A 22,331-nucleotide genomic window follows, 5' to 3' on the forward strand; every position below is an offset into this window, starting at 1 on the left:
ACAAAGCGCTAAACGAACTTTCCTGTGAGTCCGCCGTCGACGACTATTTCTGTGCCAGTGATGTAAGAGGCTTCATCACTCGCCAGAAAGGTCGCGACACTGGCGATCTCCCAGGGGGTTCCCATGCGACCCATGGGAACCTGACGATCTCGTGCACGACGTGTGTTGTCCATGTCGGCGTTTGCATCAAATACTTTCGCCACATTTTTTTGAATACGTGGTGTATCAATCAAACCCGGAACAATTGTGTTGGCGCGAATGCCATCGCCCGCGTATTGCTGGGCGAGCATTTTGATGAAGTGCGTGACGGCAGCTTTGGTGACGCTATAGGCCAAGTGCGGATAGCCGAGATAACGCATGCCGGCAACTGAAGATACGCCAATAATCGATCCAAAGCCTTGTTTGACCATGATGGGGGCGACGAGTTTGGCCGCGATCAAAATGCTTTCGACATTGACTTTTTGAATACGATCCCAGTCTTCGAGTGAGGTCTCTTCTGGACCACCGACTCGTCCGATCCCGGCATTAATCTGCAAAATATCGATTCGTCCGAAGTCCTGCATGACCTGTGTAATGGCGGTTTGCATAGCATCGAAATTTGCAACATCGGCTTCATAGGCGATAGCTGTGCCGCCCAGTGCTTGAATTTCTTGAACCACCTCTTGCGCGGCGCCTAGATTGAAGTCTAGTGCAGCGACTGCGGCACCTGCGCGAGACATTGCAATAGAGCTAGCTTTGCCAATACTCACACCAGGCGCACTGGTTCCCGCACCGAGAATCAGGGCGACGCGGCCAGATAAGCGCTCAGATTGCGCTGGCAGAGCAGAATATGCGGGAGTGCTCATGCGACCTGTCCCAGTCCGACAGTCATACCTCCACAGACGTACAGTACTTGACCGGTAATGAAACCAGCCCGGTCGTCGAGAAGTGAAGCGACGGCATGGGCGATATCCTCAGGCTCGCCCATTCTCTTGACTGGAATTGATTCGAGAATTTTCTTCGTTTTAGGCGAGTCGGGTGGGTTGCCTGAAACAAACAATTCGGTTGCGATCGGTCCTGGACCAATCGCATTGACGGTCACTCCGTAGGGAGCGAGTTCGAGTGCCCAGGTGCGCGTCATGCCAAGTAGGCCTGCTTTGGTGGCCGAATACACTGTACGCAGTTCTTTTCCTAGCGCTGCGCGACTCGATATGTTGATGATCCTGCCAAAGCGTGCGGCTTGCATCAAAGGCTGTAAGCCTTGGGCTACCAACATAGGCGCGCGAAGATTGAGTGCGCAGACCGCATCAAAATCTTCCAGTGTTGCATTCTCAAGCGTGCCGGGACGTATAAAGCCTGCATTATTGATGACGCGCAGCACTTGATGATCGCGCGTGATACGTTTCAAGATATCCCGGGTGGCTTGCGCATCCGTTAAGTCTATCTGGTAATGCGTCTCACCTTTGAGTAATGTTTTGGGGGCGAGCAGATCGAGGTTAATGATTTCATATCCATCTTCGATGCATCGGCGAATGATGGCGCGGCCAATTCCGCCGCTGCCGCCCGTGACGAGTACGCTTCGCTCAGCCATTTAACTTTCCTCCTGTTCCTAGGTGATGACCAATATAGGGATTCGTCTCATCCTTGGTATTTCAGATGAAACAACCCGCAGGGTTGTGGTGATTCAGTGTAAGGCAATGTTCCATCAGCGTGCGGCGAGGTGGTCGCGAATGGCTGTCTTGAGCACTTTGCCCACAGAAGACCGGGGCAGTTGTTCAAAGAAATGAATTTTTTTAGGTGCATGCACAGAGCCAAGCAGGTTTTTGATATGCGCAATCAGGGCTTCAGGTTCGCACGTCACACCTGGATGAAGTTGCACTGCGGCGTGTACAGCCTCACCCCATTTTTCATCCGGCATGCCAAATACGGCGCATTCATAGACCGACTCATGCTGTGACAATACATTTTCCACATCGGTAGGGTAGATATTGAATCCGCCTGTGATGATGACATCACGGATACGGTCTTTCAGAAAGAGGTATCCACGTTTATCGATCAGGCCTACATCGCCCGTATGCAGCCAGCCGTCGATAATCGTTTCGGTGGTTTTTTCGGGCAAACGCCAGTAGCCTGTCATCACGAGGTGTCCGCGCACCACGACTTCACCGACCTCGCCTTCGGGCAAAATTTTGCCATCGGGCGCCATGATTGCCATATCGGATAGCCAGGTGCAGCGCCCGACTGAGCCTCGATTGAGAGGGTCTTTGAACCCGCTCGGACGCATCATCGTCACGATTTGTGGTGCTTCAGTTTGTCCGTAAGTGGTGCCAACAACGTCACCAAAGAAGGCTCTGAGTTGATCGACTTTTTCAGCGGGCATCGGCGCGCCGCCATAGATCAGATTGCGCAGTTTTGGGAAATCAGATCGCGACACCCCTGGGTGAGCCATCACCATGTAAATCAAGGTGGGTGGCATGAAGCTCATGGTCCCGCCATGTTCGCGGAAGGCTTGAATGACGGAGGCTGGATCTGTCTTGTCCAGAAAAAGGAGTTTGGCGCCTTCGGCCAGCATGGGTAACAGATAGGTGGAGGTGCCATGCGTCACCGGCGCTGTCACGACAAAGCAGTCGTCCTGCGTGATCTGCCATCCGCTGACCTGGTTAATGATTCCGGCAGTCCACGCGCGATAAGGCTGCATGACGCCTTTGGGAAGCCCCGTGGTGCCGCCTGTGAATTTAATCGCTTGCGTAGCGTTTTCACCCGCACAGTTTGCTACGGGTATTTGGCCTGTATAGCGTGTCACCAAGGATTCAACGCTCAGCGCAGGATCTGTCCCGCTGTCATCGAGTCGCAACCAGCAGGCAGAACTGCTTTGCAGCAGCTCCGCCCCTTTCGCGTCAGACATCATGATTGACGGCTCTATCGTATCCGTAATGCGTTTGATTTCGGTTGGTGTGCTGCGTGCATTCAGAGGTACCCATACTTTGCCCGCGGCAAGGACTGCAAGGATCGCAGTCGCATGGTCGACAGTATTGGCTGCACAAATGGCCACACGCGTCTGAGGCTGTGGGTCGATCGCTTGTAACGCACAAGCCAAAGCGTTGACTTTTGCGGCCAGGGCTTGGTAGGTCAGGGTACGGGCGTGACTTTGAAGGGCGATACGGTCAGGATAAAGTTTTGCTGCTCTAAAGAAAAAATCGATTGGATACACCAGATTGTCCTGTTACATGCGTTGAGTATGCGAGTCTCGCGAAAAAATAATTGCTGAGTGCGTGATTGGACCACTTTTTATTGAGTCTTTGTCGCCGTAATGACTGTTGTCGGCGAGTCTTTCAGGCTGGCATTGATTTTTTTACCAGCCACTTCTCCGACGAGTGTTTGAGTCTTGTCGTTTGCATCTTTGTAAGTCAAGGTCAGTTGTGACCCGTTGAGCTTTCCGCTGACACGCTGTGAGCGGTTATCCCCGAAAATCAGTGTACCTTCAGTTTTTTGGAACTTTTGTTCCAAGTTTAAATTTGCTTTAGTGATACCAGGCAAGCCAGTCAAAGACCAATCTCCTTGCACCTTGGCCGGGACAACCCAGTAATAGCCGCGCCCGCCAGCCTCCGGGTTGATGATTTCATCCGGCTCCCAGGAGCCCATCATGAAGGAGTTAGACACGACTCGAGTGCCAGGCTTCATGTTGAGAATGGTTGGCTTGAGTTTGAGGTTTAGGCTCGTTAAAAGATAGAGTGTGACAACAGTGGCATTTGAGAAGTCTTCTTCAAAGATATCGCCTGTTACGATCGTGACCTTATCCGATACCTTGGCGCGCTCGGCATTTTGACGTGCGAGATTAGCCATGTCAGGATTGAACTCGATACCTACCGCGCGTGCGCCAAACTGCCTCGCAGCCTGAATGGGTATCTTTCCGTCCCCAGCGCCGAGGTCATAGACAAGATCATTTGAATTGACTTTCGCGGTCTCAAGCATTTTGACAACTAAATCATTTGGAGTCGGGACCCAGATCACATCTTTGCCTGGTTGAGCGATAGTGGGTTCGTAGACCTTTTTATCGCTTTGAGCGGAAGCTCCATTCAAGAAAAAGAAACTGACGGCAACAGCCGAGGTAATGACCTGTTTCAGGCGTAGCCCGAAAAGTGCTTCATGAGACATGGAAATAACTCCAGATAATAGTTATCACAAAGAGTATGACTGTGACTTATGCTATGTTCCGATGGGTAAAATTGTCCAGAAGTTTTTTGCATTTTTTGTATTGCTGATATGGAGTTTATTGTTATGCGTAATGGATTACGTTTCTTGGCCGGAGCCTTGGCCGCATTGTCTATCGCCGGTGTAGCGCAGGCACAAAGTTTTCCTTCTAAATCAATTTCGTTTGTCGTGCCATTCGCCGCGGGCGGGCCTGCAGATCTGGTGGCCCGGGAAGTCGCACGTTTGATGGGCGATGAGATTGGTAAACCTGTGATTGTCGAGAATCAACCTGGCGGTTCGGGCGTTGTTGCGCTCAACACGATGGGTCGTGCAACGGCGGATGGCTACACCTTATTATTTGCCGCGTCAGGAACAGTCGTGATCCATCCGCTGTTGACTGGCAAATTCGAGTCAGTGACAAAGCAGTTAATGCCAGTCAGTTTAGTGTCGACGAGTCCGCACGTGTTGGTGGTGACATCCAAAATTGGTGTGAAATCGGTACAAGGCTTGATTGATTACGCCAAGGCTAACCCCGGCAAGCTGAACTTTGGCTCCGCGGGGACAGGTGGCGCGGCTCACTTGGGTATGGAAATGTTCAAGTCTCAAGCGAAAATCGATGCCGTTCATATTCCTTACAAAGGCACATCACAAGTCATCGCTGACTTGGCTTCTGGTGAAGTACAGGCGTTATTTAGCAGCATGCCTTCTTTGAAGCCACTGATCGATCGTGGCGCTGTCGTCGCAATTGGTATGAGTGGTCCAAGCGCGGGTGCTGAAAAAATGGGCATCCCTGAAATTTCCAAGGCAGGCCTCGCCGAGTTTGGTTACACCACCTGGTATGGACTCTTCGCTCCTACAGGTACGCCTCAGGAAACAGTTGAGAAACTGAACGCAGTATTGAAAAAAGTGCTCGCCAGCCCAGCCTTGGCGGAAAAGCTTAGTCCTCAGGGACTCGATGTGCGGTATAGCACCCCCGTAGGGCTAGGTGAGTTGGTTCAGTCTGAGGGCGCTGCATGGTCCAAAATTATCAAGGATGCCAATATCAGTATTAAGTAAATTAAACGTTGCGACAGTGCTCATCATTGGACTTTAGTCGCGGTGATGACACTGCCCGGAATTTGTTTGATCGTCCCATGTATTCTATTGCCACTGACAATCCCGTCAAAACTCAAACGTTGATTATCACGATCCTGATAGTCGAAGGTGAGTTGGGCACCCCTTAGACGACCTTCGATGCGTTGCTTAAGCGAATCTTCAAAAATTAAGTCCCCATCAAATTTTTGACTTTTTTGTGTGAGTTTTATTTTTGCTTCCGGCCAGCCCGGTAAGCCACTAAACGACCAGTTTCCATCGACCTTGGCTGGCACGATCCATAAATAACCCGACACATCTCCATCTGCGATGATGTTCTCGTCCGGCTCCCAAGAGCCCATTAAGAATGTGTTGGAAACAATTCTGGTCCCCGGCTTCATGGACAACAAGCTTGGTTTGAGTTTGATGTTGAGTTTGGTGAGGAGATAAAGCGTCACGACAGTCGCATTTGAAAAGTCCTCTTCAAAAATATCGCCAGTGACAATTGTGACGCGATCTGAAACACCTGCCTGTTGCGCATGACGTCGAGCAAGAGCTGCGAGATCGGGGTTGAATTCAATGCCGACTGCGCGCGCACCATAGCGTCTTGCGGCCTCGATCGGGATTTTTCCATCCCCTGAGCCAAGGTCATAGACCACGTCTGTTTCATTCACCTTGGCAATCTCAAGCATCTCGGTGACTAAGTTATTGGATGTCGGCATCCACATGACATCTTTGCCGCTTTGGGCAAGCAGCGGTTGATAGAACTCGGTGCCTGACTGCTGCGTGGAACAGCCGCCAGCGATGAGTCCTGTCAACAGTACGATGCTCCAATTCAGACGACGGCAAGAAAGAGCCCGACAAAATCCTTGCGAATGATTCTTGAAAAAGTGGAGCATGTTGATGGCTGCTTATTTAAAAAAAACAGGCATCTCTTTTTGAGAGATGCCCGTGCTAGATAAGACTCTGCGGAGGAAGTAAGCTTGGTAAGGTTAAGCGATCACTTTTGTGCCGCGTTTGAGTCCTCGACTACTTTCTTCCACTTAGCTGTTTCTTTTGCCATGAAGTCCGCGAAAAACTCTGGTGACTTACCAACAGGATCCGCGCCAGCAACGATGAAACGCTGTTCGAGGTTAGGCATGATGGCATTGACTTCTTTGTTCAGCTTGTCAACGATCGCCTGAGGCGTACCCTTAGGTGCAAGGAGTCCGAACCAGGATCCGGAGGAGTAGCCTGGAAAGCCACTTTCAGCGATGGTTGGGACCTCAGGCATGGAGCGTGATCGCTCAAGGCTGGAGACCGCGATCGGGATCAGTTTGCCGGCTTTGATCGGAGTAATGACGGATGGAATCGTGGCAAACATAAAATCAGTGCGGCCAGCCAACAGGTCATTCAAGGCCTCAGCGCCCTTGTAAGGAATGTGCTGTGCATCAATACCCATACGCTGCATCAGCATGAAGCTTGATAAGTGAGCTGACGTACCCACGCCGGTAGAGGCATAGTTCAGTTTGCCTGAGTTGGCTTTGACATAAGCTTCAAACTCTTTGAAGTTTTTGATGCCTTTCTCAGGATTGACTACCAAAACGTTCGGAACGTCGGCAACCAGAATGATTGGCACTAAATCTTTAAGTGGATCGTAAGGCAACTTTTGCAACGAAGGATTGATCGTCAGCGGACCGACAGAGGCCATCAAAATGCTGTAACCATCCGGCGCTGCTTTAACGATGTCAGCCGTACCTATGTTGCCACCTGCACCAGGCTTGTTTTCAACGATGAAATTCGCACCTTTCATGCGCGTGGGCAATTCATTGGCAATCGCACGTGCGATCACGTCAGTTGTGCCCCCTGCAGTAAAGCCAACCATGATCTTGACGGGGCGGTCAGGATAGTTCGCTGCAGATTGCGCCTGCGCGGAAAGGGTAGCGCCCGCAGTCAACATCCCAAGAGCTAAGGTCGTGGCGAAGCGTTTAAATTTAGCGTGGATCAAAACAGTCTCCCGTATGCTTAATAGGTACGTAAATGCAAAACATTAACTCATCGATTCATTGAGTATACGTGAGGATGAATGTATGTTTAAGAGGTTTTTTTTGCTGAGATTGAAAAAGCAGAATTGTTTTCCATATGCCCGCTGATCACCCCATTTTCAACTTTTCCTGTAAATGTCTGAGTGATTCCGTTCATATCCCGGTATTCGAACTTAATGAGATTGCCGTTTAGTCGACCAGTGATTGGCACGCTTTTTGATTGCGTGGGTGCCTGGAGCGACCCCTGGATCATTTGAAACTGTTGCAGGATAGTGAGTTGAACGGGTTGCGTAGTTGGCAAACCAGGCAAACCAGTGATCGTCCATGTTCCGTCTACTCTGGCGGGGACAATCCAGAGGTAGCCCATGTGGCCGCTGTCGCCTTGCACAGTGTCATCGGGTGCCCAATTGCCCATGGTGAACGTGTTTGAAACGACGCGCGTGCCAGGTTTCATCGCCAGTATTGTGGGTCTGAGTTTGATGTTAAGTCCGGGCAGTAAATACAGCGTGACAACACTGGCCTTGGAAAAATCTTCTTTGAAAATATCGCCAGTGATGATGGTGACCTTGTCAGCGACGCCTTCACGCTGGGCATTTTTTCTTGCGTACTCGGCCATATCAGGATTGAACTCAATACCGACTGATGTTGCTTTGAATTGCTTGGCAGCAAGGATCGCGATTTTTCCATCACCAGCACCGAGGTCGTATACGAGATCGTTCTGCGTGACCTTGGCTGCTTTAAGCATCCGCTCGGCGAGATCCGTGGGTGTCGGGATCCACACAACATCCTTGCCTGACTGCGCGATGGTAGGCTTGTACTCGTTTGCGGCTGGCGTGGTTGTACCGCAGCCCACCAGGGCAAGAGACAGCGCGAGTGCGGAAAGTGCCAGTCGAGTCTGTGTGAAGAATGGGCGCATGCGTGTGTATCCGTTAATGTGGGTAGAGTGATGAATTAAATCAGGCAGTCACAAATCTAAGTTCCTGTGAGGGAATGCGCAAATGAATAGGCGATCCAATCTTGAGTGGTGCCGCACCACGGGCGTGGGGGATGTCTGCTTTGACCAAGGCCTGGCCGACTCGTACTTCATAGCGAATAAACTCACCGAGAAATTCAGAGTCTTCTATTACGCCTTGAAGTACCAGATTATCTTGTAGCTGTTCGTTTGCGGTTTCTACAAATTTTACGGCGTGAGGTCTAAACGCCAAGTCCATCTCAGTGCTTTGGAGTTCCAGCCCTTTAGGAAGTGTCAGCATGCCAATGGATGGTGAGTCAAAACGCAAGTGATCGCCCTCGGTTATGAATCGTCCGGCAAAGAGATTGACTGAACCGACAAACTGCGCGACAAAACGATTGACAGGAAAATCAAAGAGGTCCATCGGTGAGCCGACTTGCTGGATGACACCCTGATCCATGACTGCGATGCGATGGCAAGTAGTCAGCGCTTCTTCTTGATCGTGCGTGACGAATATTGTCGTGATTCCAAGTCGTCTTTGAAGTTGAACGAGTTCTTGACGTGTTTGGGTACGAAGCTTGGCGTCGAGATTTGAAAGCGGCTCATCGAGCAGTAACACCTGTGGTTCGATGGCAAGTGTTCTGGCGATCGCCACACGTTGTTGCTGTCCGCCAGAGAGTTGTCCGGGTCGGCGATTAGCGAGACCCGCCATATCGACAAGTTCGAGCGCACTGGCAACTTTCGAACGAATTTGATCCGCGGGCAACTTGCGTGCTTCAAGACCAAAGGCCACGTTTTGGGCAACAGTCATATGCGGCCACAAGGCATAGTTTTGAAAAACCATGCCTACGTTACGCAGCCAAGGTTGGGTACCCGTTACATCTTTACCATCGATGAGCAGTTCGCCATGCTGGTGTTGGTTAAAGCCTGCAATCAAACGAAGCAGTGTGGATTTGCCAGATCCTGAAGGTCCTAACAGTGCAAAAAATTCACCGGGCTCAATCGTCAACGAAATGTCTTTCAGAACGGCAGTTGACCCAAATGATAAAGCGATGTTTTTAATCTCGATACCAACCGATTTCATGTTCGATTCCCAACGTTTTGGTGTGGCGTAGCGGTTGCCGCCAGACGATGTGTAATGTAAGTGCCGAGCGCGACGATAGAGATGGCTACGACACTGAGTGCTGCGCCAGGACCTCTACCCGCGATCGATTGAAAATATAAGTAGATGCCATAAGACATTGGCGCGAGACTCTCTCTGCTGGTGAGCAAGATCGTTTCGGAGATTTCAGCAGCAGCTGTAATAAAGCTCGTCACAAAACCTGCCAGCAGACCTCCCATCATCAGAGGGATCACAATCTTGCGGATTGTCCGTCCACGACCCGCACCGACGTTTTCTGCGGCCTCTTCCAGTGCAGGGTGTACTTGAGTCAGGGCTGCCATACAAGATCGCAGTGCATAGGGGAGTCTACGGACTGAATAGGCCACGACAAAGATCACCCAGCTTGCAGTGAATGCTCCTGCTCCAAACGGCAGTTCGATGCCACGGAATGCACGCAGATAGCCGATACCTAGGACCAGTCCTGGCATCGCAAGAGCGACCGTCACAAGGTGATCAAGGATTTGGCGTCCTGGTATCGTGGTCCGAATGACGATGTAGGCAATGGCACCACCTATCAGGATGTCGATGAAGGCAGCCAGACCGCAATACAGAATAGTGTTCCAGATCATCTGTTTTGCATCGGTAAAGATTGTTGCGTAATGCATGAGAGTGAACTGCTCAGGCAGAACGCTAAAGCTCCAAACCTTGAAGAATGACATCAACAGAATGCCAAGGTGGGGGGAGAGCACCAGCATCAAGACGCCAATGATCCAGCCGTAAGCCAAAGCAGTCTGCCATCCCGTCAGCTTGCGTTTTGGAGCCTGAGCGCCACCGCGTGAGACGAGTGCGTAGTCGCGGCGTTTCACGAACCACCATGAGCCAGCCATCGCGGCAATCGAAAACAACACAAGAATCACACAGATGACGTAACCAATCGGATCCTCGATTCCAATGGAGGTCACGCGCAGATAGGCTTGAGGCGCCAACATGTTGGTGACATTTAGTACAAGAGGTGTACCCAAGTCATCAAATACTTTAATAAAGACTAGCGAGGCGCCGGCGATATAGCCAGGAAGAGCCAATGGGAAAATAACTTTTCTGAAGAGGCGCCATCCCGAGGCGCCAAGGTTTTGACCAGCTTCTTCCATCGAGGAATCAATGGTCGCGAGAGATGCCGAGAGATTGAGCAATATGAAAGGGAAGTAATGCAGAGTCTCGACAAAAATAATGCCACTCAGACCTTCCATGACTGGAATGCTGAATCCAAAGTTATCCATCAGAATCAGATTGACTGCGCCTGAGCGTCCAAAGATCAATTGCAGTGCGGCGGCACCCACAAAGGCGGGCATCACCAAAGGCAACACACCAAGTGTCTGGATCAGCACCGCTCCGCGGAACTGAAAACGCATCGTCAAATAGGCAAGTGGGATGGCGATGATTGTGGCGCAGGCGACCGTTGTACTGGCAACAAACAGGCTGTTTGCGAATGACTCGCGCATTAGTGAGATTTCAGCGAACGCAAGAAAGTGCGTCAACGTGAAACCACCATTTCCATCCGTGAATGCCGTGTAGACGACAGTCAGGATGGGGCCAATCAGAAAAATAAATAAAAATAATGCGATCGCGATTGCGATCGCAATGAGACCGGGGTGGTTACGCTTCACGGTTGTCATGCACCTTTAGAAAAGGCCCCGAAGGGCCTGAGCTGACTTACTTTGCTGAGTTGGCGAGAGTGATGGCGCGAGCGTAATTCGCTTTTGCTCGGCTGGCCCATTCTTCTTCAATCTGCGCTTTGGCCCGGGTAGCGTCGGCATCAGATTTTTTGGCTTTGAACAGAGCGAGCAACTTAGGATCTTTGATCTGGTTTTCATCAACCGCGGGTGAGAAGGCAAGCTTGCGGGCTTCGTCTAGCTGTGCACTCGGACGTCCGCCTAGACGCTTTTCAGCGTCTTGAATAGCTTTAGTCGCAGCGACGAGTTCCTTATGGCGGAAGGTGATCATCTGATCAAACAATGAACGCACCACCATGTAGCGTGACTCAGAGAGATTGGAGTCGAAATTCACTTTGGCTTGAATCTTGCCGCTAAAGGGATTGGGATAGTCGGCCGGAGCGTCTTTGTAAATGGCGGGCAAGACGGGAAGGCGACTAATGTCTTTTTGGAGCAGCAGTTTTTGGCCTTCGTCGGACAGTGTGAATTCGATAAAGCGCTTGCCGGCCTCAGGGGATTTGGCACCTTCGATCAAGGCGATGTTTGCCGGAACGATTGAGGTCACCGAAGGATAGACAAAGTCAACTGGCATACCGGAGTTTTTAGCGGCAAGACCGAAAAAGTCGATCACCAGACCGATGCCGAACTGACCGTTGGACACGCCATCGGGCACGCCAAAGCTGCGCTCAGTAATCGCTGCACTGTTGCCACCGATCATGAGCACTTGTTCCCAGCCCTTGTTCCAACCTTCACCTTGCAGGATGGTCTCCACAGTCAAATGTGTCGTACCTGAACGCGAAGGGCTTGAAATGGCCAGATGACTAAAGTAGACGGGTTTGACCAAATCCGCCCATTCCTTGGGTGCGGGCAGCCTGTTGGCCTTCATGTAGCGGGTGTTCCACATCATGCCGTACCCGGCAAGCGCCTGACCACGGTAAAAGCCCTGTGGATCATTGACTGGATAGTTACCCACTTTGGCAGGAATGTCGGGATTGCCGGGACCAATGTTGACAAGTAGTTTCTGCCCGGCGAGCACTTCAAATGCGTCGGGTGCAGAGGCCCAGAACACTTCCGGACGCGAGCCGGCGGCTTGTTCTCTGACGTAGGCAATACCAGCCGAGGTGTTTTTATTCAGAATCTCGACTTTGTCGTTAGGGTACTTGGCCTCATACGCTTTTTTGTAAGCTGTCGTGAGCTCCTTGGGAAACGAGGTCACAACAGAGATGGTTTCTGCCTGCGAGGCAATCGGCATGAAAAGAGCGAGAAGGGCGGACGCGACCGCACAGCGGGTAAAAGAAATTTGCATGTTTGCCTCGTAATAATTAGTTTGACGGACGCAGAAATCTTAACAGGAGACTTGTTATTTTGGACACAGATGAAGCATTGGGCGTATCCCAATAAGCGTATTGAGAATTATCCACAAACATTCTACCGTTTCGCCATTATTAAATGGAGTTTTAAATCAATGGATAAGGCAGAATTTACCCGTTATCAGGACCTGTTTATCTCGACAGCGACTGATGTAGGCATCAAAGTATTGGCGGCGATTGTTTTTTGGGTGATTGGTCGCTGGCTGATCGGAACAGCGGTTTCCCTCGTGAGACGCTCGCTAGAGAAGCAAAAGGTGGATCCTACGGTTTTACGTTATGTGGGATCTGTGATTACCGTCACGCTTAATGTGTTGTTGGTGATCGGTATTCTTGGTTATTTTGGTATCCAGACCACAACCTTTGCCGCGTTGATCGCCGCGGCGGGCGTCGCCATCGGTGTGGCATGGTCTGGTTTGCTCGCAAATTTTGCGGCAGGTGCGTTCATGGTGGTGTTGCGTCCTCTCAAGGTTGGCGACTTCGTGACAGTTGCAGGGGTGACAGGTACGGTGATGGAGCTGGGTTTGTTTACCACCACGATCAACACGCCCGACAATATCCAAGTGATGGTGGGTAACAACAAAGTCTTTGCTGACAACATTCAAAACTACAGCCATAACGCCTATCGTCGCGTGGATCTTAAGTGTCAGTTGTCAGGCGCGGCAGATCACAACGCCGCAATGCAATTGTTGCGTGAAAAGATCGCTGCAATCCCGAATGTCTTAGCCGAGCCTGGCGTGGTTGTTGAAATTCTGGAGTTCTCGCCGCTTGGACCCGTATTGGCAGTACGTCCGTTTTGCACCAATGATAATTATTGGCAGGTCTATTTCGATACGAATCGTGTGATTCGCGAGAGCCTGATGGCAGCCGGGTTTCCATCACCAATGCCGGCGCAAACTGTGTTTGTTTCGCAGCAAAATTAAATTAGTTTTTATTAGTGTTTTTGTCGAGGTTTGAAATGGAGTGTTTGGTTTTGCTGAGCAAAATCCAAATCACTCCATTTTTTATATTTCAATCAACTCTGATCCTGCATAAAAAGTAAAAAAACGAGTGCTTTAAATTGTGCTCAAAAAAATAGAAACTCCGTTTTTATCCTTCAATAAACTCCAACCTTTCATAAGAAGTGAAGAACGGAGTGATTTGGATTTTGCTCAGCAAAACCAAACACTCCGTTCTTCACCTCACCTAAAAGAGAAAAATATCAACTAAGTTCTTTAGAAACAATCTCCGCCCCAGCAACAAGCGCCTGAAGCTTGGCATTCGCCACCGCACGGGACAGAGGAACCATTCCGCAATTCGTGCAACCATAGAGATGCTTGGGCTCTACAAATTTGAGCGCACGGCGCAACACATCGGCAACCTGCTCGGGTGTTTCGATCTTGTTAGTCGCCACATCAATCGCGCCAACCAGCACATCTTTGCCGCGCAATAACTCAATCAGATCCATTGGAACACGCGAGTTTTGGCATTCCAAGCTCACTTGATCGATCGTACTTTGAGCGAGAAGCGGAAATACTTTTTCATATTGTCGCCACTCGTCGCCTAGACTTTCTTTCCACTTGATATTGGCTTCAATGCCATAACCGTAGCAAATATGAACCGCACTTTTGCAGGTCAGACCTTGTGCTGCGCGTTCAAGAGTTTTGACACCCCAGTCACGCACTTCGTCAAAAAACACATTGAAAGCGGGTTCATCGAATTGAACAATATCCACGCCCACTGCAGCCAACTCTTTGGCTTCTTCGTTCAAAATCTCAGCGAAAGCCCAAGCCAGTTTTTCACGGCTATGGTAATAGTCATCGTAAAGCGTATCAATCATGGTCATGGGTCCAGGAAGGGTGAACTTGATCGGCCCCTTTGTCAGCATACGAAGACGCTTGGCATCTTCGACAAAAACCGGACCGCCACGGCTGACACGGTCAACAACAACAGGAACATCAGCGTCGTAACGGTTGCGGATACGGACAGTTTTACGATTGACGAAGTCAACACCTTTTAAACTGTCAATGAAAGTCGTGACAAAGTGCTGACGCGTTTGCTCTCCATCGCCAATCACGGTAATGCCTGCGCGTAACTGATCGTCCACCGATAAACGCATCGCGTCGACCTTTGCTTGCGCAAGTGCCTCGCCTTGAAGTTGCCAGGGTGCCCAGAGCTTTTCAGGCTCGGCAAGCCATGCAGGTTTTGGGAGGCTGCCTGCGATGGCGGTATTGATTATTTTTGACATGATTTTTTTGTGTAATGAGTGTTGAGTGTTGAGTGATGAGTGATGCGTATAGAGCGTTGAGTGTTTAATAGTTTCGATTAAACAATAACTTGGCGACTCAAGTCGCAGAGCCATGCCAAGCCTAGGGTAATCCCCTCCCTCCAAGACACTCTTACAGGAAATCCGGGTGAATCTTCAGTGCTGTGTCCTTAGCGCTGAGTCGACGACTGGAAGTCGATGGCTTTGGCGCGAACGTTCGGATCGGCCCTGAGTGCTGTTTTGAGTATTTTGTGGGTTGGCGTCAAAGGCAGTTCCTGGAGGAAACACACAAAGCGAGGGACCTTGACCGCAGCGAGTCGTTCGCGGCACCAGTCGATGACATCTTGCTCGCTGAGAGAAGCGCCAGGTTTTTTAACAGCGGCGATCAGAATATCGTCCTCACCGAGTTCGGAAGGCACCGCAATGGCCGCAACTTGATAAATGCCCGGAAGCTCAGCAATCACCATTTCAAGCTCTGCCGCCGCAATGTTTTCACCTCGTCTGCGGATAATGTCTTTCTTGCGTGATAAGTGATAGTAGTAACCATCCTCGTCAACCTTCACCAAATCGCCTGTTTTGAGCCATCCGTCTTGGAAGGCTTGTTGTGTTTGTTCGGGATCCCTGAAGTAGCCTTGCATCACGATCGGTGTCTTGACCCACAATTCGCCAGCGATTCCAACGGGTACATCTTTGCCTTCGTCGTCGACAACTCGACACCTTGCCCAGGGTCGTGAGGGGTCGGGGTGTCTGCCCGGTAAACCCATGCTGCCAGGTTTGTCAGGACCCTCCCAAGGATTGCAAGTTACCCCTGGAATCTCGGTCATGCCAAATCCCGAGAAAAGCTTGTGGATCCCGAACTCTTGACGAAAGACGGGTGCCGCACCTTTGCGTACGCCATAGGCGGCTCTTAATTTATGATCGGGTCGGTATTCGCTACGATCGCGCGCACATAGAATTGAGCCGATCGCTTCGATGACATTGACCACCGTTGCGCCTTGATCGGCTGCGATCTGCCAAAACGTTGACGCGGAAAATCGAGGGACAAGAATCATGCAGGAGCCGCTTGCAAGCACGCCGCTTAGGGAATAAAAAACTGCGTTGACATGAAAGAAAGGCAGGATGATGAGAACACGGTCTTCTGGTTGTAAGTGCAGGCGTTCGACATTTGCCTCGCCCGCTGTGACCAGATTGAACTGGCTGTGCATGACGCCTTTTGGAAAGCCCGTTGTACCTGAGGTGTAGATGATGATGCAGGTGTCTGATGCTTGACCATGCGGCGGATATTGCGCCGCACAAGATGAGGCGATCGCGCCTTTTAAGCCGTCTTCGTCTTCTACATGGGCATCCAGCCTGAGCAGCCAGGGCGAGATATCAAGTTTATTCAAGGCACTTTGAACCAATGGGATGACAGAGGTGTCGGCGATAACGCCACACACTTCGGCGTGTTTGAGAACGTAACTTGTTTCACGTTCACCAAACTCAGGGTTCACAGGCACCATGATGGCACCTAGATATGCGAGCGCGAAGAGTGTCAATACATGCGCAGCATCGTTTTTGCCCATGATGGCGACACGCATGCCGTGACCTACTCCTTTTTGATGAAAGGCTTGCGCTAATTTTTTGTAATCTCTTTCGAATTCAGACCAAGAGATGCTTTGTTCGTTCTGGATAATGAATGCTGCCTGGCCTTTGACTTCGCAACGACTGGCGAACGCATCGTGCAAGGTACCGTTATGTGGGCGATAGGTGTTGAGTACAGCAAGCGGGCTTTTCATTTGGATGCGAAGACTTCGTTGTGTTCTGGTCGGCAGTTGCGTAAGCTTAATACAGGTTGGATCGGTCTCAGTGATCACAAAAATACTTGGAGATAAAAATGTATCGTAAGGTCTCGGCTTTGTTAGTTGGCATGATGCTATCGATTGGTGCGGTTCAGGCAGGGCCTGCGGATAGTTATCCTGAGCGTCCCATCCGCATTGTTGTGCCATTTGTGGCAGGCGGTGGTGGAGATTTTATTGCCCGAGCGTGGTCAGACAAGTTTTCTGAAACACTCAAGCAGCCAGTAATCGTTGAAAATCGGGGCGGCGGTAATACCGTTGTTGGGACCGAGCTGGTGACTAAAGCCGCACCCGATGGCTATACCCTTTTATTGGTGAGCCCGACTATTTCTACAAACCCGACTTTGCTTCCTAATCTACCTTACAAAACACCCGATGCTTTTGCACCCGTCGGTCAGGTGATCACTTATGCGATGGGACTCGCGGTCAGCAGTAATTTGCCTATCAACAACATTGCCGAGCTTGTGGCGTTTGCCAAGAAAAACCCCGGCAAACTCACCACCGCGACCTCCGGTGAGGGCTCTGCCACCGATTTGGCTGCGGAGCTCTTTATGTCGGCGACTGGCACGCAGATCACAAAGATTCCCTACAAAGGTGCTGGTCAAGGAGTTCTGGATGTTGCAAGTGGGCATGTGGATATGTTGTTTACGGGGATGTCTCAGCTCAAACCCCATCTGGATAGCCAGCGAATCAAGCTGATCGCAACGTCTGGCGCCGAAAGATTGAAATCTGCTCCAGATACCCCGACGATCGCTGAACAGGGCTATCCAGGTTTTCAGGCGGTTGTCTGGTGGGGTGTGTTGGCGCCAGCTGGCACACCTAAAGAAATTGTTGCAAAAATCAACGACGCCTTACGCACGAGTTTGTCCCAGCCCGAGGTGACGAAACGCTTGGCTGTGATCGATGGTGTCGTGGCAGTTACGAAGCCAGCCGAGTTTGATGCGTTTCTGCGTAAAGAGATTGCGACGTGGAGTCAGTTGCTCAAGCCATCTGATTCAAACAAAGCAAAAAAATAATCTAAGCACGGTGAGGAGTCGCACATGAAATTGGGTCTGATAGGCTTGGGAAATATGGGCGTGCATTTCGGTACGCGTCTGCTTGCGTCAAAATATGATTTGACGGTGTTCGATATCAATCCTGACATGGTCAGGCGCTTGCAGGACAAGGGAGCAAAGGTTGCCAAGAGCCCGGTGGAGTTGGCAAACACTTGTGAAGTTGTTTTGCTCTGTTTACCCATGCCCGCAGCGGTGTCAGAGGTGGTCACAGGCAATGATGGTGTGATGCATGGTTCGACTGTCAAGACCATCGTTGATTTGTCTACAACGGGTCCCTCTGTGACAACAGAGGTGGCTGCGCGGGTTCAAGCGAAAGGCATCGATTTCTTGGGCGCTCCCGTTAGTGGCGGAACGGTTGCTGCCGAAAAGGGCACGTTGACAATCATGGTTTCCGGCAAGCAAAGCCTTGTGCAGGCACTCGATCCAGTTTTTAAAACTTTAGGCAAAAATTTGTTTTACCTAGGCGAGGATCCCAGTCTTGGTCAAACGATGAAGATCATCAACAATACTTTGTGTGCTGTGGGGATGGTCGCAAGTTGCGAAGCACTGGTGTATGGCGCTAAAGCGGGGCTGGATTCTAAACTGATGCTTGATGTGTTGAATGTTTCAAGTGGCCGTTCCTTCGCCACCCTTGAAAAAATCCCCCAGTGTATTTTGAACAGAGAGTTCCCCACTCGCTTCACGACAGAGCTTATCCACAAAGACATCAAGCTTTGCATCGAGGAAGCAGAAAAGCTCGGGGCACCGATGCTGGTGAGTCAGGCTGCTCGCGCATTTTTAGCATTTGCAATCACTCAGGGGGATGGCAAAAAGGACTATGCGCATACCATCAAGCATTTTGAGGGCTGGGCTGGTGTCGAGTTTGGACAGTCAAAAGCATAGCGGTTCTTAGGGGTGTGCTTGACAGTTCAACGACGCAAACCTAAGATCATTTCAGGTGCGTTGCAGCTAAATTGTTATAAAAATCGCACAGTTAAATATGGAGAATTGAAAAATGAAAACAATTAAACGCGTCGCACAGTTGGCATTGGTTGCCTCGCTGGCATGGGCCGCCGCACCGGTCAGTGCGTTGGCACAAAGCTTTCCTGACAAGCCTATCCGCATCTTGATACCTTTTCCTCCTGGTGGCGGCACTGATTTTGTTTCCCGCATGGTCGGTACAAAACTGGCTGAACTCACAGGCTGGCAGGTGATTTTGGAAAACAGGCCAGGCGCGGGCGGCAACTTGGCAATTGAAACCGCCTCTAAAGCTCCAGCGGATGGCTATACATTGGTCATGGGTCAGACTGACAATATGATGTTGGGACCCTGGCTCTATCCTTCCCTGACGTATGACAGCGTCAAGAGCTTCGCGCCGATCGTTCAGGTCTCTGTGACACCTGCAGCCATTGGGAGCGCAGCCAACTCCTCAATCAAAACCCCTATGGATATGATTGCCAAGGGTAAGACTCCTGAAGGTCTGAAGTGGGCGACAGCAGGTGCCGGGACGTTGGGTCACTTGGTAGGCGAGGATTTTAAAAAGCGTGCGGATATCAACCTGCTTCAAGTGCCTTACAAAGGCGCCTCTCCAGCAATGACTGATGTGATGGGTGGTCAGGTTGATGTCTATATCGGCTCGCTCGCTTCTTTGCTCCCACACGTCAAGAGCGGCAAGCTCAACGCAGTCGCAGTGACGACAGCTAAGCGTGCTGCGCAAGCACCTGACACCATGACAATGCAAGAGGGTGGTGTGAAAGACATGGACGCAAGTATTTGGGTCGGTCTGTTCGCACCCGCTGGCACACCTCCTGATGTGGTTGAGCGTATCAACAAAGAAGTCAACCGTGTGTTGAAAACACCAGAAACCGCGCAAAAAATTGAAGCGGGTGGCGTGAGCGTTGTAGGTGGTAGCTCAAAAGAGTTTGCCGAGTTCGTTAAAAAGGACTATGCAAACTGGGGTCGTATCGTGAAAGAGTCGGGCGTGAAGCTCAACTAATTGACACGCAGTAAATCAGTCAAGGGCGTCACGGAAGACAAGTCTCTGAAGTGACGCACTGTTTCGCGGATACGTTGGATTTTTTTTGAATCCAAACCCGACAGTGGCATGAGGTGGTTGAATTTACTTTCCACCTCATCCCAGGTCACGCCAGTCGGTCCAGAGCCCCTTGCAGCCCGACAAGTGTTGGATATTTTTCGACCATCTTTGAGCTCAATAATTACCGTGCCGCCATGACGATGCGTAAATCGGTCGGGCAGGGGAGCAGGATTGGGATCGAACACGACCTTGTCTTGAATTACCGCGATGACTGGGTCCAGCATTTTTTCTTTCGTGATGTGTTTCCAGGTAAATCCCCTGTCAACGATTGCAGCAGCCACAAAATAAACAACGCTATGTGCTGCAGTGATGAGATCTGTGGGATGGTGGGGGGCCATCCAATCTTTCATTTGTGCCGCGGAGATTACAATTCTCTGGATATTTTCCGGGAGGACATCGCCTTCGGTTGCCGCATTGGCAGCTGCTTGCGCGACTGCATGGAATGGATGCGCGCCGGGCATCAGCTTGATCGCCATGTCAGTACATATATCCCACGACTCACCGAAGTCTTTAGTGATATCTTCTATCGCAGTGCCACCAAGGGCGCTAAGAAAGCCTCGCGGCGCTTCGAAAATACGGGTTTCAGATTTAAAGCCACGCTTGGCGGCTAAGGCGGCTTGTACCCCTGAGCTTGCTGCCATGCCAGCGTGATATTCGCGTGCGCAACTGGTGTCGGCTGCGATCGCCATGCCGCCGATCGAGGTCGCAGCGATGGCGATCGCTTGCGTCATTTGTTCCTCAGTCAGTTGCAGCAGCTTGCCGACAGCAACCGCTCCGCCAAAGACTGTTGAAAAGCTTCCGTGAAAACCGTTTCTCATTCGACCCGGGGTCAGAGATTCGTCAATGCGGCCTGCGACCTCGTAACCAATGATCATTGCTTCGAGGACTTGCGCACCAGAGGCACCGATGTGTTCGGCCATCGCGATCGATGTCGTCGAGATAATCGTTCCGATATGGGCGATGCTTCTCATATCGCTATCGTCGGAAGCCGCTGCGTCGCTAGTCAGAGCATTGACGCGAGCTGACGCCGTGACGGGCAGTTTATGTTTGTTAAACCAGACGGTTGCTTGCTGTGCGCCGCCATCCTCTAACGCGAGCTCCCTAATGATGCGGGCTGATTCGATATTCACACCTGCCGCCACACTCGCAAGCGTACTGGAAATACACATTTCAGCGCGCTCGAGAGCGAGTGGAGGCAGATCCACAATGTGAGTTTGAACAGCAAATTTTGCCAGGGTGCCGGCGATTGTCATTTGTATCCTTCGTTTTATTTGTTAGGATGACAGGCTAGTCGTGAAAATCACGCACTTAAAGACAAAGAATAATTAAATTACGAGACGCAATCAAGGAAGTCGTTATGAACACCTCGCAAGTATTGTGTGAGAACGTGCACGCCAGCCGCTGGGAAAATATCGTGCCGGCTGTCCGTCATGAAGCCAAGCGATCGCTCTTGAATTATTTTGCAGTGGGTTTTGCGGGCTCACATGATCCTACGATTGACAAGCTTGTGAGCCTGTACACGAGCTTTTCAGCAAATCAGCAGGCGTCGATTGTGGGTCGCACTGAGCGCACCGATATGCTCAATGCAGCCGCGTTAAATGCGATGAGCGCGAATGTTTTCGACTACGACGATACGCATTTGCAGACAGTGATCCACCCCACTGCGCCAATTGCTGCCGCCCTATTGGCGTATGCGGAAATCAATCGCGTGACGGGCCGTGACTTTCTCCAAGCTTTGATTTTAGGCATGGAGGTAGAGTGTCGTGTCGGTAATGCCATCTCGCCCTATCACTACGGTCGAGGTTGGCATATCACTTCAACGTGCGGTGCGCTCGGTGCAGCGATTGCTGTCGGTTGGCTGTTGCGTTTGAGTCCCCAACAGCTAAATTGGGCATTGGGTGGTGCAGCCAACCAAGCATGCGGAATTGTTGAGACTCTCGGGACCATGGTCAAGAGTTTGAGTGTCGGGAATGCCGCCCGTAATGGGATGTTGTCCGCGTTGTTGGCAGCGCAAGACTTTGACGGACCGATTGCGCCTCTTGACGGCGTGCGGGGATTTCTGAATGTGATGGGTGAACAACCCGATTTGGATTGCATCAACGAACGATTTGGTGAGCACTGGGAAATGTCCCTGAATACTTACAAACCCTATCCTTGTGGCATTGTGCTCAATCCTGTGATTGAGGCTTGTTTACAGTTGTCTTCTCGTCAAGAGCTGGTGAACAATCATGGACAGCGTATAGAAAGCGTGGAGGTGACAGGTCAAAAGCTTTTGCGTGACCGAACGGATCGACCTGGCGTTAAATCTGGCCGTGAATCACAAGTGAGTGCGCAGCATGCTGTACCAGTATCTCTTTTGAGGGGGCGAGCGGGGCTTGCAGAGTTTAGTGATGAAGCGGTGAATGATCCGATTATTCGCGCTCTGGGTGAAAAAGTCAGATTCACAGTGGACGACACGATGTCAATTGATGCAGCCAAGGTAACCCTGCACTATATTGGTGCACCCTCTGTCACAGTATTCGTGGAGCAGGCGAGAGGATCGACAGGCAGACCATTGACCGATCAAGACTTGGAAGAGAAATGTAAGGTGCTATCTGCTCAAGCCAATGCTGATTGTGATGTTGACCGACTCATCCGCACGGTTTGGGAAATAGATTCAATTGAAGATGCAGGCACATTAATGGCGCTTGCGCGCCAGTCTTGACGTTCACTTGATCAGGGGGCTCA

The 22,331-nt window shown here is 50.8% G+C and carries 19 protein-coding genes; 6 read left to right on the forward strand and 13 right to left on the reverse strand.

Annotated elements, in window-relative coordinates; translation table 11 throughout:
* Positions 1-8: 8 nt before the first annotated feature.
* The 4 genes from QWY27_RS08450 to QWY27_RS08465 form a co-directional block, all read right to left on the reverse strand.
* Entirely contained in the window at positions 9-845 is an 837-nt protein-coding gene (locus tag QWY27_RS08450) for an SDR family NAD(P)-dependent oxidoreductase (RefSeq protein WP_290196661.1), read from the reverse strand.
* A complete protein-coding gene (locus QWY27_RS08455) occupies positions 842-1,570 on the reverse strand; it encodes an SDR family oxidoreductase (protein WP_290196663.1) in 729 nt (242 codons plus the stop codon). Before QWY27_RS08455 ends, QWY27_RS08450 begins: the two co-directional genes overlap by 4 nt.
* Positions 1,571-1,684: 114 nt before the next feature.
* Positions 1,685-3,190: a class I adenylate-forming enzyme family protein gene (locus QWY27_RS08460; protein ID WP_290196665.1), complete on the reverse strand. Its 1,506-nt coding sequence runs from the start codon at positions 3,188-3,190 to the stop codon at positions 1,685-1,687.
* A gap of 77 nt (positions 3,191-3,267) precedes the next feature.
* A complete protein-coding gene (locus tag QWY27_RS08465) occupies positions 3,268-4,134 on the reverse strand; it encodes a methyltransferase domain-containing protein (RefSeq protein ID WP_290196667.1) in 867 nt (288 codons plus the stop codon).
* A 123-nt stretch (positions 4,135-4,257) separates the two neighbouring features.
* Between QWY27_RS08465 and QWY27_RS08470 the strand changes: the two genes are divergently transcribed.
* Entirely contained in the window at positions 4,258-5,226 is a 969-nt protein-coding gene (locus tag QWY27_RS08470; RefSeq protein ID WP_290196669.1) for a Bug family tripartite tricarboxylate transporter substrate binding protein, read from the forward strand.
* Positions 5,227-5,249: 23 nt separating this feature from the next.
* Here the strand turns inward: QWY27_RS08470 and QWY27_RS08475 are convergent, their stop codons facing one another.
* The 6 genes from QWY27_RS08475 to QWY27_RS08500 all read right to left on the reverse strand — a co-directional run bounded on the left by QWY27_RS08475 (position 5,250) and on the right by QWY27_RS08500 (position 12,328).
* Positions 5,250-6,140: a methyltransferase domain-containing protein gene (locus QWY27_RS08475; protein ID WP_290196671.1), complete on the reverse strand. Its 891-nt coding sequence runs from the start codon at positions 6,138-6,140 to the stop codon at positions 5,250-5,252.
* 101 nt (positions 6,141-6,241) lie between these two features.
* Positions 6,242-7,180: a Bug family tripartite tricarboxylate transporter substrate binding protein gene (locus QWY27_RS08480; protein ID WP_290196843.1), complete on the reverse strand. Its 939-nt coding sequence runs from the start codon at positions 7,178-7,180 to the stop codon at positions 6,242-6,244.
* Between the two features lie 134 nt (positions 7,181-7,314).
* The gene (locus tag QWY27_RS08485; RefSeq protein WP_290196673.1) at positions 7,315-8,181 is read right to left on the reverse strand and encodes a methyltransferase domain-containing protein; all 867 of its coding nucleotides are present in this window, start codon (positions 8,179-8,181) and stop codon (positions 7,315-7,317) included.
* Positions 8,182-8,221: 40 nt separating this feature from the next.
* A complete protein-coding gene (locus tag QWY27_RS08490) occupies positions 8,222-9,301 on the reverse strand; it encodes an ABC transporter ATP-binding protein (protein WP_290196675.1) in 1,080 nt (359 codons plus the stop codon).
* Complete coding sequence (locus tag QWY27_RS08495; protein WP_290196677.1) at positions 9,298-10,992, reverse strand: ABC transporter permease; 1,695 nt, start codon at positions 10,990-10,992, stop codon at positions 9,298-9,300. Before QWY27_RS08495 ends, QWY27_RS08490 begins: the two co-directional genes overlap by 4 nt.
* A gap of 37 nt (positions 10,993-11,029) precedes the next feature.
* Positions 11,030-12,328 (reverse strand): ABC transporter substrate-binding protein, encoded by a 1,299-nt coding sequence (locus QWY27_RS08500; protein ID WP_435433466.1) that lies wholly within the window; start codon positions 12,326-12,328, stop codon positions 11,030-11,032.
* A 165-nt stretch (positions 12,329-12,493) separates the two neighbouring features.
* On the opposite strand from QWY27_RS08500, the gene QWY27_RS08505 reads away from it, so the two are divergent.
* Positions 12,494-13,318: a mechanosensitive ion channel family protein gene (locus tag QWY27_RS08505; RefSeq protein ID WP_290196679.1), complete on the forward strand. Its 825-nt coding sequence runs from the start codon at positions 12,494-12,496 to the stop codon at positions 13,316-13,318.
* Positions 13,319-13,596: 278 nt separating this feature from the next.
* Here QWY27_RS08505 and QWY27_RS08510 read toward each other — a convergent pair whose 3' ends face one another.
* Both QWY27_RS08510 and QWY27_RS08515 read right to left on the reverse strand, forming a co-directional pair.
* Positions 13,597-14,622 carry a methionine synthase gene (locus QWY27_RS08510; protein ID WP_290196681.1) on the reverse strand — a complete coding sequence of 342 codons (1,026 nt, stop codon included), beginning with the start codon at positions 14,620-14,622 and terminating at the stop codon, positions 13,597-13,599.
* A gap of 188 nt (positions 14,623-14,810) precedes the next feature.
* A complete protein-coding gene (locus tag QWY27_RS08515) occupies positions 14,811-16,415 on the reverse strand; it encodes a class I adenylate-forming enzyme family protein (protein WP_290196683.1) in 1,605 nt (534 codons plus the stop codon).
* A gap of 98 nt (positions 16,416-16,513) precedes the next feature.
* Between QWY27_RS08515 and QWY27_RS08520 the strand changes: the two genes are divergently transcribed.
* From QWY27_RS08520 to QWY27_RS08530, 3 genes are all read left to right on the forward strand, one after another.
* Positions 16,514-17,491, forward strand: coding sequence for a Bug family tripartite tricarboxylate transporter substrate binding protein (locus tag QWY27_RS08520; RefSeq protein ID WP_290196685.1), 978 nt, complete (start codon positions 16,514-16,516; stop codon positions 17,489-17,491).
* A 24-nt stretch (positions 17,492-17,515) separates the two neighbouring features.
* Positions 17,516-18,412 (forward strand): NAD(P)-dependent oxidoreductase, encoded by an 897-nt coding sequence (locus tag QWY27_RS08525; protein WP_290196687.1) that lies wholly within the window; start codon positions 17,516-17,518, stop codon positions 18,410-18,412.
* A 112-nt stretch (positions 18,413-18,524) separates the two neighbouring features.
* Positions 18,525-19,505: a Bug family tripartite tricarboxylate transporter substrate binding protein gene (locus tag QWY27_RS08530; RefSeq protein WP_290196689.1), complete on the forward strand. Its 981-nt coding sequence runs from the start codon at positions 18,525-18,527 to the stop codon at positions 19,503-19,505.
* On the opposite strand, the gene QWY27_RS08535 is transcribed toward QWY27_RS08530, so the two are convergent.
* On the reverse strand, positions 19,502-20,857 hold the full coding sequence (locus tag QWY27_RS08535) for an MmgE/PrpD family protein (RefSeq protein ID WP_290196691.1): 1,356 nt from the start codon (positions 20,855-20,857) through the stop codon (positions 19,502-19,504). The two genes, QWY27_RS08530 and QWY27_RS08535, sit on opposite strands and share 4 nt — an antisense overlap.
* A gap of 104 nt (positions 20,858-20,961) precedes the next feature.
* Here QWY27_RS08535 and QWY27_RS08540 point away from each other — a divergent pair, with 104 nt between their 5' ends.
* A complete protein-coding gene (locus QWY27_RS08540) occupies positions 20,962-22,308 on the forward strand; it encodes an MmgE/PrpD family protein (protein WP_290196693.1) in 1,347 nt (448 codons plus the stop codon).
* Positions 22,309-22,331: the final 23 nt, after the last annotated feature.

The sequence above is a fragment of the Zwartia vadi genome (assembly GCF_030410375.1).
GTDB classification, from domain to species: Bacteria; Pseudomonadota; Gammaproteobacteria; order Burkholderiales; family Burkholderiaceae_B; genus Zwartia; species Zwartia vadi.

Bases quoted from the DNA above. Each gene is read 5' to 3' on its own strand.
- QWY27_RS08485 (WP_290196673.1), bottom strand. From the start codon at position 8,181: ATGCGCCCATTCTTCACACAGACTCGACTGGCACTTTCCGCACTCGCG.
- QWY27_RS08465 (WP_290196667.1), bottom strand. From the start codon at position 4,134: ATGTCTCATGAAGCACTTTTCGGGCTACGCCTGAAACAGGTCATTACC.
- QWY27_RS08520 (WP_290196685.1), top strand. From the start codon at position 16,514: ATGTATCGTAAGGTCTCGGCTTTGTTAGTTGGCATGATGCTATCGATT.
- QWY27_RS08510 (WP_290196681.1), bottom strand. From the start codon at position 14,622: ATGTCAAAAATAATCAATACCGCCATCGCAGGCAGCCTCCCAAAACCT.
- QWY27_RS08475 (WP_290196671.1), bottom strand. From the start codon at position 6,140: ATGCTCCACTTTTTCAAGAATCATTCGCAAGGATTTTGTCGGGCTCTT.
- QWY27_RS08450 (WP_290196661.1), bottom strand. From the start codon at position 845: ATGAGCACTCCCGCATATTCTGCTCTGCCAGCGCAATCTGAGCGCTTA.
- QWY27_RS08515 (WP_290196683.1), bottom strand. From the start codon at position 16,415: ATGAAAAGCCCGCTTGCTGTACTCAACACCTATCGCCCACATAACGGT.
- QWY27_RS08490 (WP_290196675.1), bottom strand. From the start codon at position 9,301: ATGAAATCGGTTGGTATCGAGATTAAAAACATCGCTTTATCATTTGGG.
- QWY27_RS08470 (WP_290196669.1), top strand. From the start codon at position 4,258: ATGCGTAATGGATTACGTTTCTTGGCCGGAGCCTTGGCCGCATTGTCT.
- QWY27_RS08495 (WP_290196677.1), bottom strand. From the start codon at position 10,992: ATGACAACCGTGAAGCGTAACCACCCCGGTCTCATTGCGATCGCAATC.
- QWY27_RS08505 (WP_290196679.1), top strand. From the start codon at position 12,494: ATGGATAAGGCAGAATTTACCCGTTATCAGGACCTGTTTATCTCGACA.
- QWY27_RS08540 (WP_290196693.1), top strand. From the start codon at position 20,962: ATGAACACCTCGCAAGTATTGTGTGAGAACGTGCACGCCAGCCGCTGG.
- QWY27_RS08480 (WP_290196843.1), bottom strand. From the start codon at position 7,180: ATGTTGACTGCGGGCGCTACCCTTTCCGCGCAGGCGCAATCTGCAGCG.
- QWY27_RS08525 (WP_290196687.1), top strand. From the start codon at position 17,516: ATGAAATTGGGTCTGATAGGCTTGGGAAATATGGGCGTGCATTTCGGT.
- QWY27_RS08530 (WP_290196689.1), top strand. From the start codon at position 18,525: ATGAAAACAATTAAACGCGTCGCACAGTTGGCATTGGTTGCCTCGCTG.
- QWY27_RS08535 (WP_290196691.1), bottom strand. From the start codon at position 20,857: ATGACAATCGCCGGCACCCTGGCAAAATTTGCTGTTCAAACTCACATT.
- QWY27_RS08455 (WP_290196663.1), bottom strand. From the start codon at position 1,570: ATGGCTGAGCGAAGCGTACTCGTCACGGGCGGCAGCGGCGGAATTGGC.